The sequence below is a fragment of the Xylophilus sp. genome (assembly GCA_009914555.1).
In the GTDB taxonomy this organism is placed as follows: Bacteria; Pseudomonadota; Gammaproteobacteria; order Burkholderiales; family Burkholderiaceae_C; genus WNDY01.
Genome location: WNDY01000016.1, coordinates 40,671 through 55,450 on the forward strand (window position 1 = coordinate 40,671; position 14,780 = coordinate 55,450).

The 14,780-nt window shown below is 72.5% G+C and carries 8 protein-coding genes and 1 tRNA gene; all 9 read left to right on the forward strand.

Translation table 11 applies throughout. From position 1 onward, the window contains the following. Position 1 precedes the first annotated feature (1 nt). Positions 2-1,588 (forward strand): esterase-like activity of phytase family protein, encoded by a 1,587-nt coding sequence (locus GAK38_RS09790; protein ID WP_325343624.1) that lies wholly within the window; start codon positions 2-4, stop codon positions 1,586-1,588. Between the two features lie 109 nt (positions 1,589-1,697). Then, a complete protein-coding gene (fdhE, locus tag GAK38_RS09795) occupies positions 1,698-2,621 on the forward strand; it encodes a formate dehydrogenase accessory protein FdhE (RefSeq protein ID WP_325343626.1) in 924 nt (307 codons plus the stop codon). Then, entirely contained in the window at positions 2,618-4,039 is a 1,422-nt protein-coding gene (gene selA, locus GAK38_RS09800) for an L-seryl-tRNA(Sec) selenium transferase (RefSeq protein ID WP_325343627.1), read from the forward strand. Before fdhE ends, selA begins: the two co-directional genes overlap by 4 nt. Before the next feature lie 187 nt (positions 4,040-4,226). Next, positions 4,227-6,203: a selenocysteine-specific translation elongation factor gene (gene selB, locus GAK38_RS09805; RefSeq protein ID WP_325343628.1), complete on the forward strand. Its 1,977-nt coding sequence runs from the start codon at positions 4,227-4,229 to the stop codon at positions 6,201-6,203. Positions 6,204-6,359: 156 nt separating this feature from the next. Next, positions 6,360-6,455: transfer RNA gene (locus GAK38_RS09810), tRNA-Sec, on the forward strand. Positions 6,456-6,554: 99 nt separating this feature from the next. Then, positions 6,555-8,435: a 1,4-alpha-glucan branching protein GlgB gene (gene glgB / locus GAK38_RS09815; protein ID WP_325343630.1), complete on the forward strand. Its 1,881-nt coding sequence runs from the start codon at positions 6,555-6,557 to the stop codon at positions 8,433-8,435. Then, on the forward strand, positions 8,435-10,510 hold the full coding sequence (locus tag GAK38_RS09820) for an alpha-1,4-glucan--maltose-1-phosphate maltosyltransferase (RefSeq protein WP_325343632.1): 2,076 nt from the start codon (positions 8,435-8,437) through the stop codon (positions 10,508-10,510). The genes glgB and GAK38_RS09820 overlap by 1 nt, the downstream gene beginning before the upstream one ends. 12 nt (positions 10,511-10,522) lie before the next feature. Further along, a complete protein-coding gene (gene treS, locus GAK38_RS09825; protein WP_325343634.1) occupies positions 10,523-13,891 on the forward strand; it encodes a maltose alpha-D-glucosyltransferase in 3,369 nt (1,122 codons plus the stop codon). Next, a complete protein-coding gene (locus GAK38_RS09830) occupies positions 13,888-14,775 on the forward strand; it encodes a mechanosensitive ion channel family protein (protein ID WP_443089186.1) in 888 nt (295 codons plus the stop codon). Before treS ends, GAK38_RS09830 begins: the two co-directional genes overlap by 4 nt. Positions 14,776-14,780 lie beyond the last annotated feature (5 nt).

The window sequence follows — 14,780 nt, forward strand, 5'->3', positions numbered from 1 at the left end:
CATGCGCCACCCCGTTTCCCTCTCCGCCCTGACGGCGGCGACCGCCGCCGTCGCGGCCGCCTTGCTGAGCGCCTGCGCCGATACCCGCCCGGCCCCGGCCGCCGACACCGCGACGGTCACGCAGACCACCGGTGTCGGCAGCATCAGCGCCCGCGTGACGCGCCAGGACGTCCAGTTCGACGACAGGTTCTACTTCCCCTACGAAGGCAGCAACGCGGCCACCCGGGCCGACTTCCCCAAGGGCTTTCTGCCGGCCTACGGCTCGGGCCTGGCCTTCAAGGGCCGGCGCGCCGACGGCACGCTGGAGTTCTACGGCATCACCGACCGCGGCCCCAACGCCACCACCGGCCCGAAGACATCGGTCACCGACGGCTCCGGCGCCGGCGGCGCCGCCAGTTCCACGGTATTCCCCTCGCCCGGCTTCACGCCCTCCATCGGCGTGATCACGCTCGGCAAGGACGGCGCCCGGCTCGCCTCCACCCTGCCGATCCGGTTCAGCGCCGCGCAGAACGCCAACGGCCGCGTGCCGCCGCGCGGCGTCGCCGGCAACACGGGGGAGCAGTTGCTCGACGACACCTTCCGGTATCCCGGCGCCGCGCGGGGCTACAGCGAGTTCGGCCTCGACACCGAATCCGTGGTGGTCGACGCCGCGCGCAACGCGCTGTGGGTGTCCGACGAATACGGACCCTTCATCCTGAAGATCGACCCGGCCACCGGCATCATCCAGAAGAAGTACCGGCCCGGCACCGGCGCGGCCGACCTGCCGGCCGTCCTCGCCAAGCGCCGCGCCAACCGCGGCATGGAGGGCCTGGCGCGCGACGTGGCCAGCGGCAGGCTGCACGGCTTCCTGCAAAGCCCGCTGGACGACGGCAAGGCCGGCTATACCACCACCGCCGTCCCCGGCGCCACCGGCAGGCCGGAGAACGTGCGCGACTACGCGCGCTTCGTGCGCTGGATCGAGTTCGACCCGGACACCGAGAAGACCCGGCTCTTCGCGCTGCCCATCGACGCCAGCGGGTACGGCCAGGGCAAGACAGGCAACGCCAAGCTCGGCGACCTGGTGGCGCTGGGCGGCGGAAAGTTCATCGCCATCGAGCAGGGCACGGGGCAGGACGGCAAGGCGTTCAACGATCTGGTGCTGATCGAGTTGCCGGCCGGCGCCACCGACATCACCGCGCTCGGCTCCGACCTGGAGAAAAGCAGCCTGACCGGTTCGGCGGTCAACGGCGCGGACTATTCCAGGGTGGTGCCGCTTCGGAAGACGCGCCTCTTCAACCTGAACGCCGCCGGCTGGGATGCCGAGAAGGCCGAGGGCCTGGCGCTGGTCGATGACTACACGCTGGCGCTGACCAACGACACGGACTTCGGCGTCTCGCTCGCCGTGCTCGACGCCGGCGGCAAGGAGATCGAAGGCTCCGACGTGACCAGGTGCACGGTGGACGCCGCCGGCAGGATCGTGAACGACGGCAAGTGCGCCAAGGGCGCCGCGGGCCTGCGCTTCACGACCAACGACGTCAACGACCGCGCGCAGCGCCTGTGGACCTTGCGGTTCAGCAGAAAGCTGAGCGAGTACGGCAGCGCGAACTGACGGGTGACCAGCGAACCAGGGGCGGGCTGCGGCCCGCTTTTTTTTCCTGTGTGCCGCCCTCCCGCGGGAACAGCCGCGCCATCGCCGCCCGAGCGGCTAAGCTATCCCCATGCAGCGCATCCTCCAGCCCGGCGAGATCGAAGCTCTCGACCACGTCAACTTCCCCCGCATACGCCTGCCCGAGCCCGCGAGCCTGTTCGCCGACCGCGCCGCGCGCCTGGCCCAGCTGGCCGAGGGCAACCCGATCGGCGACTACCTGCGCTTCGCTGCGCGGCTGGTGCGGGCCCAGCAGCGCGCGGCGCCCGCCGTGCAGACCACCGCGCCCGATCCCGAAACGATCGCCCGCGCCCAGGCCCATGCGATGCCGCTGCTGCCCGCGGCCGACCACCTCGACCCCGCCTGGCACGGCGTGCTCGACCGGCTGCTCGACGACGTGGCCGACGCCCCCGAGCTGCCCGCGCCGCTGGCCGCCGTGGCTGCCGCGCTGCGGGCCGCGCCGGCCGCCGAGCGCGACCGCCTCGCGCGCCAGGCGCTGGCCGAATCACTGCCGCCGGCCGACCTGGCCGCCGGTCCGTTCGTCATGGCCGCCCTGCAAGTGGTGCTGGCCGACCGCGCCAGCCGCCTCGCCGTGGCCGACGTTCCCTACACCGACCCCGCCACCGTCTGCCCCGTCTGCGGCAGCGCGCCCGTGGCCAGCGTGCTGCGCATCGGCGGCGCGGCCGGCGGCCACCGCTACCTGCACTGCGGCGCCTGCGCGACCGAATGGAACATGGTGCGCGTCAAGTGCAGCCACTGCGAATCGACCGAGTCGGTGCGCTACCAGGGCGTCGAAGGCGCGGGCGACGCGGTGCTGGCCGAGACCTGCGGCCACTGCCACACCTACCGCAAGCTGGTGAACCAGGAGAAGGACCCGCTCGGCGAGCCGCTGGCCGACGACCTGGCCACGCTGCTGCTCGACCTGCTGATGGGCGACACGGAATTCGCCCGCGCCAGCGGCAATCCGCTGCTGGCCCTGGCGGGCAGCACCGCATGAGCGCGCAACGCCCGCCTGCGGTCGACCGCGTGCTGGCCACGCCCGCAGCGCAGTCCCTCATTGCCCAGTATGGCGCCGCCGCCGCCACGCAGGCCGTGCGCGCGGCCATCGACGCGCTGCGCCCGCAGGCCCTGGCCGGCACGCTCGACGCCGAGCGCCTCGCGCCCGGGCGCATCGCCGACGACGCCGCCGCGCAGATCGGCGCCCGCTTCGCGCCGCGCCTGCGCAGCGTCTTCAACCTGACCGGCACGGTGCTGCACACCAACCTGGGCCGCGCGGTGCTGCCCGACGAAGCCGTGGCCGCCGTCGTGCGCGCGCTGACCGCGCCGGTCAACCTCGAATACGACCTGGCCACCGGCGGCCGCGGCGACCGCGACGACCTCGTCGAGGACATCCTGCGCGAGCTGACCGGCGCCGAGGCCGCGACCGTGGTCAACAACAACGCTGCGGCCGTGCTGCTGGTGCTGGGCACGCTCGCGGGCGACGGCCGGGAGGTCATCGTCTCGCGCGGCGAGCTGATCGAGATCGGCGGCGCCTTCCGCATCCCCGACGTGATGACGCGCGCCGGCGCGCGGCTGGTCGAAGTCGGCACCACCAACCGCACCCATGCGCGCGACTACGAAGGCGCCATCGGCGAGCGCACCGCCGCGCTGATGAAGGTGCACACCAGCAACTACGCGGTCACCGGCTTCACCACGTCGGTGAGCGAAGCCGAGGCCGCGGCACTGGCCCACGCGCGCGACCTGCCGCTGGTGGTGGACCTGGGCTCGGGCACGCTGGTGGACCTGGCCCGCTGGGGCCTGCCGCGCGAGGCCACGATGCGCGAGACCGTCGCGGCCGGCGCCGACATCGTCACCTTCAGCGGCGACAAGCTGCTCGGCGGCCCGCAGGCCGGCCTGATCGTAGGCCGCAGGGAGCTGGTCGCCCGGATCAAGAAGAACCCGCTCAAGCGCGCACTGCGCGTGGGAAAGCTCACGCTCGCTGCATTGGAGCCGGTGCTGCGGCTCTACCAGGCGCCCGACCGGCTGGCCGAGCGCCTGCCGACGCTGCGCCTCTTCACCCGGGCGCAGTCCGACATCCGCGCGCAGGCCGAGCGCCTGCTGCCCGCCTGGAGCGCCGCCCTCGGCCCCGGCTGGGCCGCGAGCGCCGAGCCGCTCGCCAGCCAGATCGGCAGCGGTGCGCTGCCTGTAGATACCCTCCCCAGCTATGGCCTGAAGTGCGCAACAACCGGGCGCTATGAAGGTATACCCCCGTTGCAGCGGCTGGAGCAGGCTCTGCGCACGCTGCCGCGGCCGGTGATCGGCCGCATCGCGCACAGTGCGTTCTGGCTGGACCTGCGCTGCCTGGACGCGGCCGACGACGAGGCGGCGTTCGTGGCGCAGTTGCACGGTCTTGCGGACCGCCTGCGCGCTGCCTGATACCCACCGTGCGCAACACAGAACGCGGCCGATCACCCTGGCCCCTGTGGCGAGAGGGAGGAACGATGGGCATACCCTGGCCTGTACCACCCCATGGCGCCTTCAATTCGCGCAGCATGGGCCCATACCCTCGCCACAACCCCCTCCCGTGCGCGGGAGAGGGAGCCTGCGCGCCCGCCCGCACCCCATGATCATCGGCACCGCCGGCCACATCGACCACGGCAAGACCACGCTGGTGCGCGCGCTCACCGGCGTGGACACCGACCGGCTCAAGGAAGCAAAGGCGCGCGGCATCTCCATCGAGCTCGGCTACGCCTACGCGCCCCTGCCCGCCGAAGACGGCCAGGGCGGCGCGGAAGCCGGCGTGCTCGGCATCATCGACGTGCCGGGCCATGAGCGCTTCGTGCATACGATGGCCGCGGGCGCCTCGGGCATCGACCACGTGCTGCTGGTCGTCGCCGCCGACGACGGCGTGATGCCGCAGACGCGCGAGCACCTCGCCATCGCGCTGCTGTTCGGCATCGCCGCGGGGACCGTCGCGCTGACCAAGGCCGACCGGGCCGACGCCGCGCGCATCGCCGCGGCGCGCGCCGAAGTCGCCGCCCTGCTCGCCGGCACCGCGCTCGAAGGCGCGCCGGTCTTCGAAACGGCCGTCGCCCCCGACGGCACGGCCCGCGGCGTGGACGCCCTGCGCGAGCACCTGTTCGCCGCCGCACGGCGCTGGCGCCAGCGCCGCGCCGACGGCCTGTTCCGCCTCGCGGTGGACCGGGTGTTCACCCTCGCGGGCCACGGCACCGTCGTCACCGGCACCGTCTTCGGCGGCCGCGTGGCCGTGGGCGACGCGCCGCTGCATTCGGCCAGCGGCCGTGCGGTGCGCGTGCGCAGCCTGCATGCGGGCAACCGCCCGGCCGACAGCGGCGCGGCCGGCGAGCGCGTCGCGCTCAATCTCGCCGGCATCGACCGGGACGCCATCACGCGCGGCGACTGGATCGCCGACGCGCGCGTGCTCCAGCCCGCGCACCGCATCGACGCGCGCCTGCGCCTGCTCGCCGACGCGCCCGCGCTCGGCGCCTGGACACCGGTGCACCTGCACCTCGGCGCGGCCCACCGCCAGGCCCACGTGGTGCCGCTCCAGGGCGACCACCTCGCGCCGGGCGGCGAGGCGCGCGCCCAGATCGTCGTCGAGGGCGAGGCGCCCGTCTTCGTCGTGGCCGGCGACCGGCTGATCCTGCGCAACGCGCAGGGTACGCGCACCCTCGGCGGCGGCACCGTGCTGGACCCGCTCGCGCCCGAACGCCGCCGCCGCAGCGCCGAGCGCATGCGCTGGCTGGACGCGCTGGACACGCTCGTCGACACCGGCGACGCGCAGGCCCTGCTCGCCGCCGCGCCGGCCGGCCTCACGCGCAGCGCGCTGGCCCGCCTGCTCGGCCGCTGGCCCGCGGCGCAGTGGAAAGGGGCCGGCGACGTGCCCGCGTTCGACCTCGGCGACGACACGCTCTGGCTCGCGCCGGCCGCCTGGGCCGCCGTGCGCGAACGCATCGTGCAGACGCTGGAGCGCCACCATGCCCGCGCGCCCGACGAGCCCGGCCTCGGCAGCGCGCGCCTCCAGCGCATGGCCTTCCCCGCCGAGGCCGGCGCCGTACAACCCAGGGGCTGGCAGGCCTGGCTCGACCGGCTCGTGGCCGACGGAACGCTCGCGCGCACCGGCGCCTGGCTGCACCTGCCGGACCACCGCGTCACGCTCGGCGCTGCCGAGCAGGCCCTGTACGCGCGCCTGCACCCGCTGCTCGCGGCCGGTGGCAACGACCCGCCCTGGGTGCGCAACCTCGCCCGGGCCACCGGCGCCCGCGAGGACGCGGTGCGCGAGCTGCTGCGCAAGCAGGCCCGCGCCGGAGCGCTCCACCAAGTGGTGAAGGACCTGTTCTACCCGGCCGCGCGCATCGCTGCGCTGGCGCAGACCGTCGCCGACCTCGCGGCCGCCGGCGATGGCACGGTCGAGGCCCGCGCCTTCCGCGACGCGGTGCAGCTCGGCCGCAAGCGCGCGATCCAGATCCTCGAATTCTTCGACCGCGTCGGCTACACGCGCCGCGTGGGCGACGCGCACCTCGTGCGCCCGCACACGCGCTGGACCGACGAGGGGCCAGCCACCGGCGCCGCCCCGTAGAATCGCACCACCCCCGGCCCACGTCCAGGTGCGGACCCAGGCCAGCGGACGCCGCGCAAGGGCCACCCCGCCGCGCTGGCGTCGCCCCCCTTCCCTCGCGCAGCGAGTAGAGAAGGGGGGAGCCGCGCAGCGGCTCGGGGGGTTGTTCTCTCTCCAGGAAGGCACACGCACCCGGTGGTGCGCCCGGGCTTCAAACCCGGTAGGGGGCGCCAGCCGCTCCCTGGTCGGTTCGACTCCGGCTGCCTTCCGCCAGGCAGGCGGCGGCCTCCTACAGCCGTGTCAGGGCCGCGCCTTCCCTGCATTGCCACGGCACCTGCGTATAAGCGGCTGGAAGGAACCCTTCCCGCCGCCATGTCCTCCTTCTCCCTCCTGTCCCCCACCGACCTGTACTTCCTGCGCGAAGGCACCCACGCCCGCCTGTACGAGAAGCTGGGCGCGCACCCGGCCGCCGCGCAAGGCGTGCACTTCGCCGTCTGGGCGCCCAACGCCGCGCGCGTGTGGGCGATAGGCGACTGGAACCACTGGAGCGACGCCGACGCCCTGGCGCCGCGCGACGACGGCAGCGGCGTCTGGGAAGGCACGGCCGCCGCAGCCCGCCCGGGCCAGGCCTACAAGTACCGCATCCTCACGCCCGGCGGCGAGGTGCTGGAGAAGGCCGACCCGTTCGCCTTCCAGGCCGAACTGCCGCCGGCCACCGCCTCGCGCATCTGGGCGGGCACGCACGACTGGGACGACGCCGCCTGGATGGCCAGCCGCGCGCGGCGCAACGCGCTGGACGCGCCGATTGCCACCTACGAAGTCCATGCCGGCTCCTGGCGGCGCGGCGAGGACGGGCGCTTCCTGAACTGGCGCGAACTCGCGCCGCTGCTGGCCGACTACGTGAGCGACCTCGGCTTCACCCACGTCGAGCTGCTGCCGGTGACCGAGCACCCGTTCTACGGCTCCTGGGGCTACCAGACCACCGGCTACTTCGCGCCGACCGCGCGCTACGGCACGCCGGAGGACTTCATGGCCTTCGTCGACCACCTGCACCAGCGCGGCATCGGCGTCATCCTCGACTGGGTGCCGAGCCACTTCCCGACCGACGCGCACGGGCTCGCGCGCTTCGACGGCACCCACCTCTACGAGCATGCCGACCCGCGCCAGGGCTTCCATCCCGAGTGGAACTCGGCCATCTTCAACTACGGCCGCAACGAGGTGCGCAGCTTCCTGCTGTCCTCGGCGCTGTACTGGCTCGACCGCTTCCACATCGACGGCCTGCGCGTCGACGCGGTGGCCTCCATGCTCTACCTGGACTATGCGCGCGGCCCCGGCGGCTGGATCCCCAACGTGCACGGCGGGCGCGAGAACCTGGAGGCGGTGCACTTCCTGCGCGAGCTCAACACCGCCGTCTACCGCGAGCATCCCGACGCCTTCACCGTGGCCGAGGAATCCACCGCCTGGCCCGGCGTCTCGCGCCCCGTCGAGACCGGCGGCCTGGGCTTCGGCATGAAGTGGAACATGGGCTGGATGCACGACACGCTCGCCTACCTGGCCGAGCAGCCGGTGCACCGCAGGTGGCACCACCACCGCCTGACCTTCTCGCTGGTCTATGCCTTCAGCGAGAACTTCGTGCTGCCGCTCTCGCACGACGAGGTGGTGCACGGCAAGGGCTCGCTGCTGGGCAAGATGCCGGGCGACGACTGGCAGCAGTTCGCCAGCCTGCGGGCCCTGCTCGGCTACATGTGGGCGCACCCGGGCAAGAAGCTGCTGTTCATGGGCGGCGAGTTTGGCCAGCGGCGCGAATGGACGCACGAGGGCGAGCTCGAATGGTGGGTCACCGGCCTGCCGGGCCACGGCGGCGTGCAGCGCTGGGTGCGCGACCTCAACCGCCGCCTGCGCGACGAGCCTGCGCTGCACCGCGTGGACTTCAGCGGCGCCGGCTTCGAATGGGTCGAGGCCGACGACGGCGACCGCAGCGTCTACGCCTTCCTGCGCAAGGCCGAGGGCGCGGCGCCGGTGCTCGTGGTCTCCAACTTCACGCCGGTGCCGCGCGAGGGCTACCGCGTCGGCGTGCCGCTGCCCGGCACCTGGCGGGAGATCGCCAACAGCGACGCGGCGCAGTTCGGCGGCGCCAACTGGGGCAACCTCGGCGCTGTGGAAACGGTGCCGGTGCCCGCGCAGGGGCGGCCGCAGTCGCTGGTGCTGACGCTGCCGCCGCTTGCCACGCTCTACCTGAAAGGACCGCACTGATGGCCCGGACTGCCCAGCCGCCCCGGTCGACCCGGCCGCCCCCATCGGCACCGTCGCGCCTGTCGGCGCCGATCGGCGTGGCCGACGGCCGCCAGCGCGCGGTGGTCGATGCCGTGCTGCCCAGCGTGGACCACGGCCGCTTCGCCGCCAAGTCCGTGGCCGGCGAGCCCTTCCACGTCGCGGCGCATGCCTTCTGCGAGGGCCACGACATGCTGCGCGTGGTGCTGCGGTGGCAGCGCGAGGGCGATGCGGCCTTCGCCGAGGTGCCGATGGTGCTAAAGTGGAACGACGAGTGGCATGCGCACTTCACGCCGCCCGCGCCGGGCCGCTACCGCTATGCCGTGCTGGCGTGGGTGGACGCCTTCGAATCCTGGCACCACGAGCTGGAGCGCCGCGTCGACCCGGCCGACATCCGCATCGCCGCGCGCGTGGGCGCTGCCGGGATCGCGGCCGCCGCGCAGCGCGCCACGGCCGCGGCCGACGCGAAGGCCCTGCGCGCCTGGGCCGCCGCGCTGGAGCAGGCCGCCGCCGACCCCGCAGGCGATGCGTCGGTGCTCAAGGCGCTGGCGCTCGACGAGGCGAAGGCGGAACTCGCGCGCCGCTGGCCCGGCCGCAGGCATGCCGTGTCCTCGCCCGCCCTGCCGCTGGTGGCCGACCGCGAGCGTGCGCGCTACAGCACCTGGTACGAGCTGTTCCCGCGCTCGGCCTCGCCGGTGCCCGGCCGCCATGGCACGTTCGCCGACGTCGAGAAGCTGCTGCCCGGGATCGCGCAGATGGGCTTCGACGTGCTGTACTTCCCGCCGGTCCATCCGATCGGCCGGCAGCAGCGCAAGGGAAAGAACAACGCGCTCGCGGCCGCGCCGGACGACGTCGGCAGCCCCTGGGCCATCGGCGCCGCCGAGGGCGGGCACGACGCCATCCTGCCGGCGCTGGGCACGCCCGAGGACTTCCGCCGGCTCGTGCGGGCCGCGCGCGGCCACGGCCTGGAGATCGCGCTGGACATCGCCTTCCAGTGCGCGCCCGACCATCCCTGGGTTGCCGAGCATCCGCAGTGGTTCAAGTGGCGGCCCGACGGCACCGTGCAGTACGCCGAGAACCCGCCCAAGAAGTACCAGGACATCTATCCCTTCAACTTCGAGAGCGAGGACTGGCAAGGCCTGTGGGCCGCGCTCAAGGGCGTGTTCGACCACTGGATCGCGCAGGGCGTGGCCGTCTTCCGCGTCGACAACCCGCACACCAAGGCGTTCCCGTTCTGGGAATGGGCGATCGCCGAGATCCAGCGCGAGCACCCCGAGGTGATCTTCCTGGCCGAGGCCCTCACCCGGCCCAAGGTGATGCACCGGCTGGCCAAGCTGGGCTATTCGCAGTCGTACACCTACTTCACCTGGCGCAACTCCAAGGAGGAGCTGACCGCGTACTTCACCGAGCTGTCCACCCCGCCGGGCCTGGACTACTTCCGCCCCAACGTCTGGCCCAACACGCCCGACATCCTGCACGAACAGCTGCAAGGCGGCCACGACGCGGTGTTCAAGCTGCGGCTCGTGCTGGCTGCCACGCTGAGCGCGAGCTACGGCATCTACGGCCCGGCCTACGAGCTCAAGGAGCACCTGCCGCGCGAGCCCGGCAGCGAGGAATACCTCGACTCCGAGAAGTACCAGATCCGCCACTGGGACCGCGCCCGGCCCGACAGCCTCGCCGGCTTCATCGCCCACGTCAATGCGATCCGGCGCGAGCACGCAGCCTTGCAGCGCAACGACACGCTGCGCTTTCTGGCAATCGACAACGACCAGCTCATCGCCTACCTGAAGACGAGCAGCGACGGGCGCGACGCCGTCGTCACCGTGGTCAACCTCGACCCCTGGAACGTCCAGACGGGCTGGCTCCAGCTCGACCCGGCACTCGTCGGCGTGCCGGGCGACCAGGAATTCCAGGTGCACGACCTGCTCGGCGGCGCGCGCTTCACCTGGCGCGGCGGCCACCACTACATCCGGCTCGACCCACGCGAGGCGCCGGCCCACGTCCTGCACGTGCGGCGGCGCACGCGCAGCGAGCGGGACTTCGACTACTACCAGTAGGAACCACAGCCGATGAACGCATCCGTGCCGCAGCTGGCGCTGGAGACCGCCGAGGTCGACACCTCGCAGGACCCGCAGTGGTTTCGCGATGCCGTCATCTACCAGCTCAACGTCAAGGCGTTCTACGACACCAACGGCGACGGCATCGGCGACTTCAAGGGCGTGACGGCCAAGCTCGACTACGTCAAGGAGCTGGGCGTCAACACGATCTGGCTGATGCCCTTCTACCCCTCGCCGCTGCGCGACGACGGCTACGACATCGCCGAGTACAAGGACGTCAAGGCCGAGTACGGCACGCTCGCGGACTTCCGCGAAATGCTCGACGCCGCCCACGCGCGCGGCCTGCGCGTGATCACCGAGCTGGTCATCAACCACACCTCCGTCGACCACCCCTGGTTCCAGCGCGTCCGCAGCGCTCCCAAGGGCTCGCCCGAGCGCGACTTCTACGTCTGGAGCGACACCGACCAGATCTACCAGGGCACGCGCATCATCTTCACCGACACCGAGACCTCGAACTGGGCCTGGGATCCGGTGGCCCAGCAGTACTACTGGCACCGCTTCTTCAGCCACCAGCCCGACCTGAACTTCGACAACCCGGCGGTGCTGGAGGCGGTGTTCGACATCATGCGCTTCTGGCTCGACATGGGCGTGGACGGCTTCCGGCTCGACGCGATCCCCTACCTCGTGGAGCGCGACGGCACCAGCAACGAGAACCTGCCCGAGACGCATGCCGTCATCAAGCGGCTGCGCGCCGCCATCGACGCCAACTACGAGAACCGCTTCCTGCTGGCCGAGGCCAACATGTGGCCCGAGGACGTGCGCGAGTACTTCGGCGACGGCGACGAATGCCACATGTGCTACCACTTCCCGCTGATGCCGCGCATGTACATGGCCATCGCGCAGGAGGACCGCGACCCGATCGTCGAGATCCTCCAGCAGACGCCCGACATCCCCGACGGCTGCCAGTGGGCCATCTTCCTGCGCAACCACGACGAGCTGACGCTGGAGATGGTGACCCACCGCGAGCGGGACTACATGTACACCACCTATGCGGCCGACCTGCGCGCACGCATCAACCTGGGCATCCGCCGGCGCCTGGCGCCGCTGATGGACAACGACAAGGACCGCATCAAGCTCATGAACGGCATGCTGCTGTCCATGCCCGGCTCGCCCATCATCTACTACGGCGACGAACTCGGCATGGGCGGCAACGTGTTCGTCGGCGACCGCAACGGCGTGCGCACGCCGATGCAGTGGAGCCCCGACCGCAACGCCGGCTTCTCGCGCGCCGACCCGCAGCGGCTGTACCTCCAGCCGATCATGGACGCCATCTACGGCTACGAGGCGGTCAACGTCGAGTCGCAGGCGCGCGACAGCAGCTCGCTGCTGCACTGGACGCGCCGCATGCTGGCCGTGCGCAAGACCAGCAGCGCCTTCGGCCGCGGAAAAAAGACCTTCCTCAAGCCCGGCAACCGCAAGATCCTGGCCTACCTCAGCGAGTACGAGGGCGACGTCATCCTCACCGTCTTCAACCTCTCGCGCGCCGCGCAGCCGGTGGAGCTGGACCTCTCGGCCTGGAAGGGCCGTGTGCCGGTGGAGCTGCTGGGCCGCTCCGTCTTCCCTCCGATCGGCGAGCTGCCCTACCTGCTCACGCTGCCCTCGTACGGCTTCTTCTGGTTCCGCCTCTCGGCCGAGGCGCCGCTGCCCGCCTGGCACCAGGAGGGCCGGCCGCTGCGCGACCTGCACACGCTGGTGCTGTTCGACGGCTGGGACAGCCTGTTCCGCGACAAGGTGATGCCCTGGCGCATCGGCATGGCCGAGCGGCTGCGCGAGCAGTTCGAGGTGCAAGTGCTGCCCGAGCATTTGCAGGCGCAGCGCTGGTACGCGGCCAAGGGCGAGCCCATCCGCCGAGCCGCGCTGGCCGAGCAGGCGGTGTGGGCCCGCGGCGACCGGCAGTGGGTGCTGCCGCTGCTGGACGTGCCGGGCGACACGCTGCAGGCGCGCTACTTTATGCCGCTCGTCATCGTGTGGGAAGACATCGAGGACGAGCGCCTCCAGCTGTTCGCGCCGGCCGTGGTCGCCAAGGTGCGGCAGCAGGCCCAGGTCGGCATACTGGGCGACGCGCTGTTCGACCCCGACTTCTGCCGCGCCGTGGCGGTGGCGATGGCGCAGGGCACGGTGCTGCCGGCCGCGCAGGGAGAAATCCGCTTCACCGGCTCGGCGGACCTGTCGCGCGTCGATCCGGCCGACATCCTCGCGCTCGACGCCAGCCGCCCCAGCGCGGCCAGCAGCAACACCGCGGTGACGCTGGGCGACCAGCTCTTCCTCAAGTGCTACCGGCAGGTGCAGGGCGGCATCAATCCCGAGCTGGAGATCGGCCGCTTCCTGACCGAGACGGTGCGCTTCGCCAACTGCGTGCCGGTGGCCGGCGCCATCGAATACCACGGCGCCGACGGGCAGGTGCTGACGCTGGGCCTGCTGCAGGCCTTCGTGCTCAACCAGGGCGACGCCTGGGAATACACGCTGGACTACCTGGGGCGCGTGCTGTCCGAGCGCCAGCACACGGTCGAGGACACGCAGGCGCCCGACCACGGTGCCTTCCTCGCGCTGATGCGCCTGCTGGGCCAGCGCACCGCCGAGATGCACGTCGCCTTCGACCAGGCGCCGGCCGACGACCCGGCCTTCGCGCCCGAGCCGCTGGCCGCCGCCGACCGCGAGGCGCTGCGCGCAACGTCGCTCGCCGCGCTGGACGCCACCGTGGCCCTGCTGCGCGAGCGCACCGGGGCGCTGGCCGAGGGCGGGCGCGAGACCGCCGCGCGCCTGCTGGAGCGCGCCGGCGCGCTGCGCGCGCGCATCGAGGCCTTCGGCGGCGAGGACGCGCCGGCCGGCCAGCGCAAGACGCGGCTGCACGGCGACTACCACCTGGGCCAGGTGCTGGTCTCGCGCAACGACTTCGTCATCATCGACTTCGAGGGCGAGCCGGCGCGGCCGTTCGACGAGCGCCGCGCCAAGGCTTCGCCGCTGCGCGACGTGGCGGGCATGCTGCGCTCCTTCAACTACGCGCGCTGGTCGGCGCTGCGCCGCGTGGCGCAGAATGCCGAGGAACTGCTGCGGCTGGACATCACCGCCGCACAGTGGGAGGCCCAGGTGCGCACCGCCTTCATGGGCGGCTATGCCGACACCCTGGCGCGCGCCGGCAGCGGCAACTTCGACGCGTCGCTGCTCGCGTTGTTCGAGATCGACAAGGCCCTGTACGAACTGCGCTACGAGTTGAACAACCGCGTCGACTGGGTGCAGGTGCCGCTGCAGGGGCTGCTGGCCCTGGCCGCCGTGCCCGCGCAGCCGGCCGGCGGCGCCCCGCAAGGAGGACCTTCCGCATGAACGAGTTCGGATTCCGGCTGGAGCCGCTGCGCGCGATCCTCTACCAGACCGGCGCCTTCATCCCCCGGCTGCTGATGGCGGCGCTGGTGGTGCTGGTGGGCTGGCTGGTCGCCAAGGTGGCGCGCTTCGCCGTCACGCGCGCCCTGCGCGCCGTCAACTTCCCGGTGCTCACCGGGCGCGCCGGGCTCGACGGCTTCCTGCGCCAGGGCGGCGTGCAGGCCGACACCACGGGCGTGGTCGGCGCCCTGGTGTACTGGGTGGTCATCCTGGCGGCGCTGATCATCGCCTTCAACGGCCTGGGCCTGAACTACATCACCGACCTGCTGGGCAAGGTGGTGTGGTTCGTGCCGAACATCTTCGTGGCGCTGCTGATCCTGGCCTTCGGCGCCTACTTCGCGCGCTTCGTCGGCGACGCGGTCTACACCTATTCCAGCAACGCCGGCCTGCGCGACGCGCGCTTCTTCTCGCGCGTGGCGCAGTACGCCATCCTGGTCTTCGTGGTGCTGATCGCGCTGGACCAGGTCAGGATCGGCGGCGACATCGTGCGCCAGAGCTTCATCGTGATCCTGGCCGGCTTCGTGTTCGCGCTGGCGCTGGCCTTCGGCCTGGCCGGCCGGGACTGGGCGGCGCGCCGCATCGACGAATGGCTGCCGCGCGACGGGCCGGCCGCCGAGCCGGCGCCGCCGCTGCCGGCCGCCGCGGCGCCGGACCCTGCCGCCGCCGCCGATCCGCCAGCCCCCATCGCGCCGCCGGCGGCCCAGCCGTTCACGCCGGAGACCGAGGTGCCGCACCAGGACGACACGCCGGCGCCGGCCGGCACGCGCCGGCCCCCCGGCGAGCCGCTGATTCCCCGCCGCCCGATCGATCCGCCGCCGCCCATCTGAAAGAT

Excerpts from the sequence above, each read along its gene's own strand:
- GAK38_RS09790 (WP_325343624.1), top strand. The coding sequence starts at position 2 with ATGCGCCACCCCGTTTCCCTCTCCGCCCTGACGGCGGCGACCGCCGCC.
- fdhE (WP_325343626.1), top strand. The coding sequence starts at position 1,698 with ATGCAGCGCATCCTCCAGCCCGGCGAGATCGAAGCTCTCGACCACGTC.
- selA (WP_325343627.1), top strand. The coding sequence starts at position 2,618 with ATGAGCGCGCAACGCCCGCCTGCGGTCGACCGCGTGCTGGCCACGCCC.
- selB (WP_325343628.1), top strand. The coding sequence starts at position 4,227 with ATGATCATCGGCACCGCCGGCCACATCGACCACGGCAAGACCACGCTG.
- glgB (WP_325343630.1), top strand. The coding sequence starts at position 6,555 with ATGTCCTCCTTCTCCCTCCTGTCCCCCACCGACCTGTACTTCCTGCGC.
- GAK38_RS09820 (WP_325343632.1), top strand. The coding sequence starts at position 8,435 with ATGGCCCGGACTGCCCAGCCGCCCCGGTCGACCCGGCCGCCCCCATCG.
- treS (WP_325343634.1), top strand. The coding sequence starts at position 10,523 with ATGAACGCATCCGTGCCGCAGCTGGCGCTGGAGACCGCCGAGGTCGAC.
- GAK38_RS09830 (WP_443089186.1), top strand. The coding sequence starts at position 13,888 with ATGAACGAGTTCGGATTCCGGCTGGAGCCGCTGCGCGCGATCCTCTAC.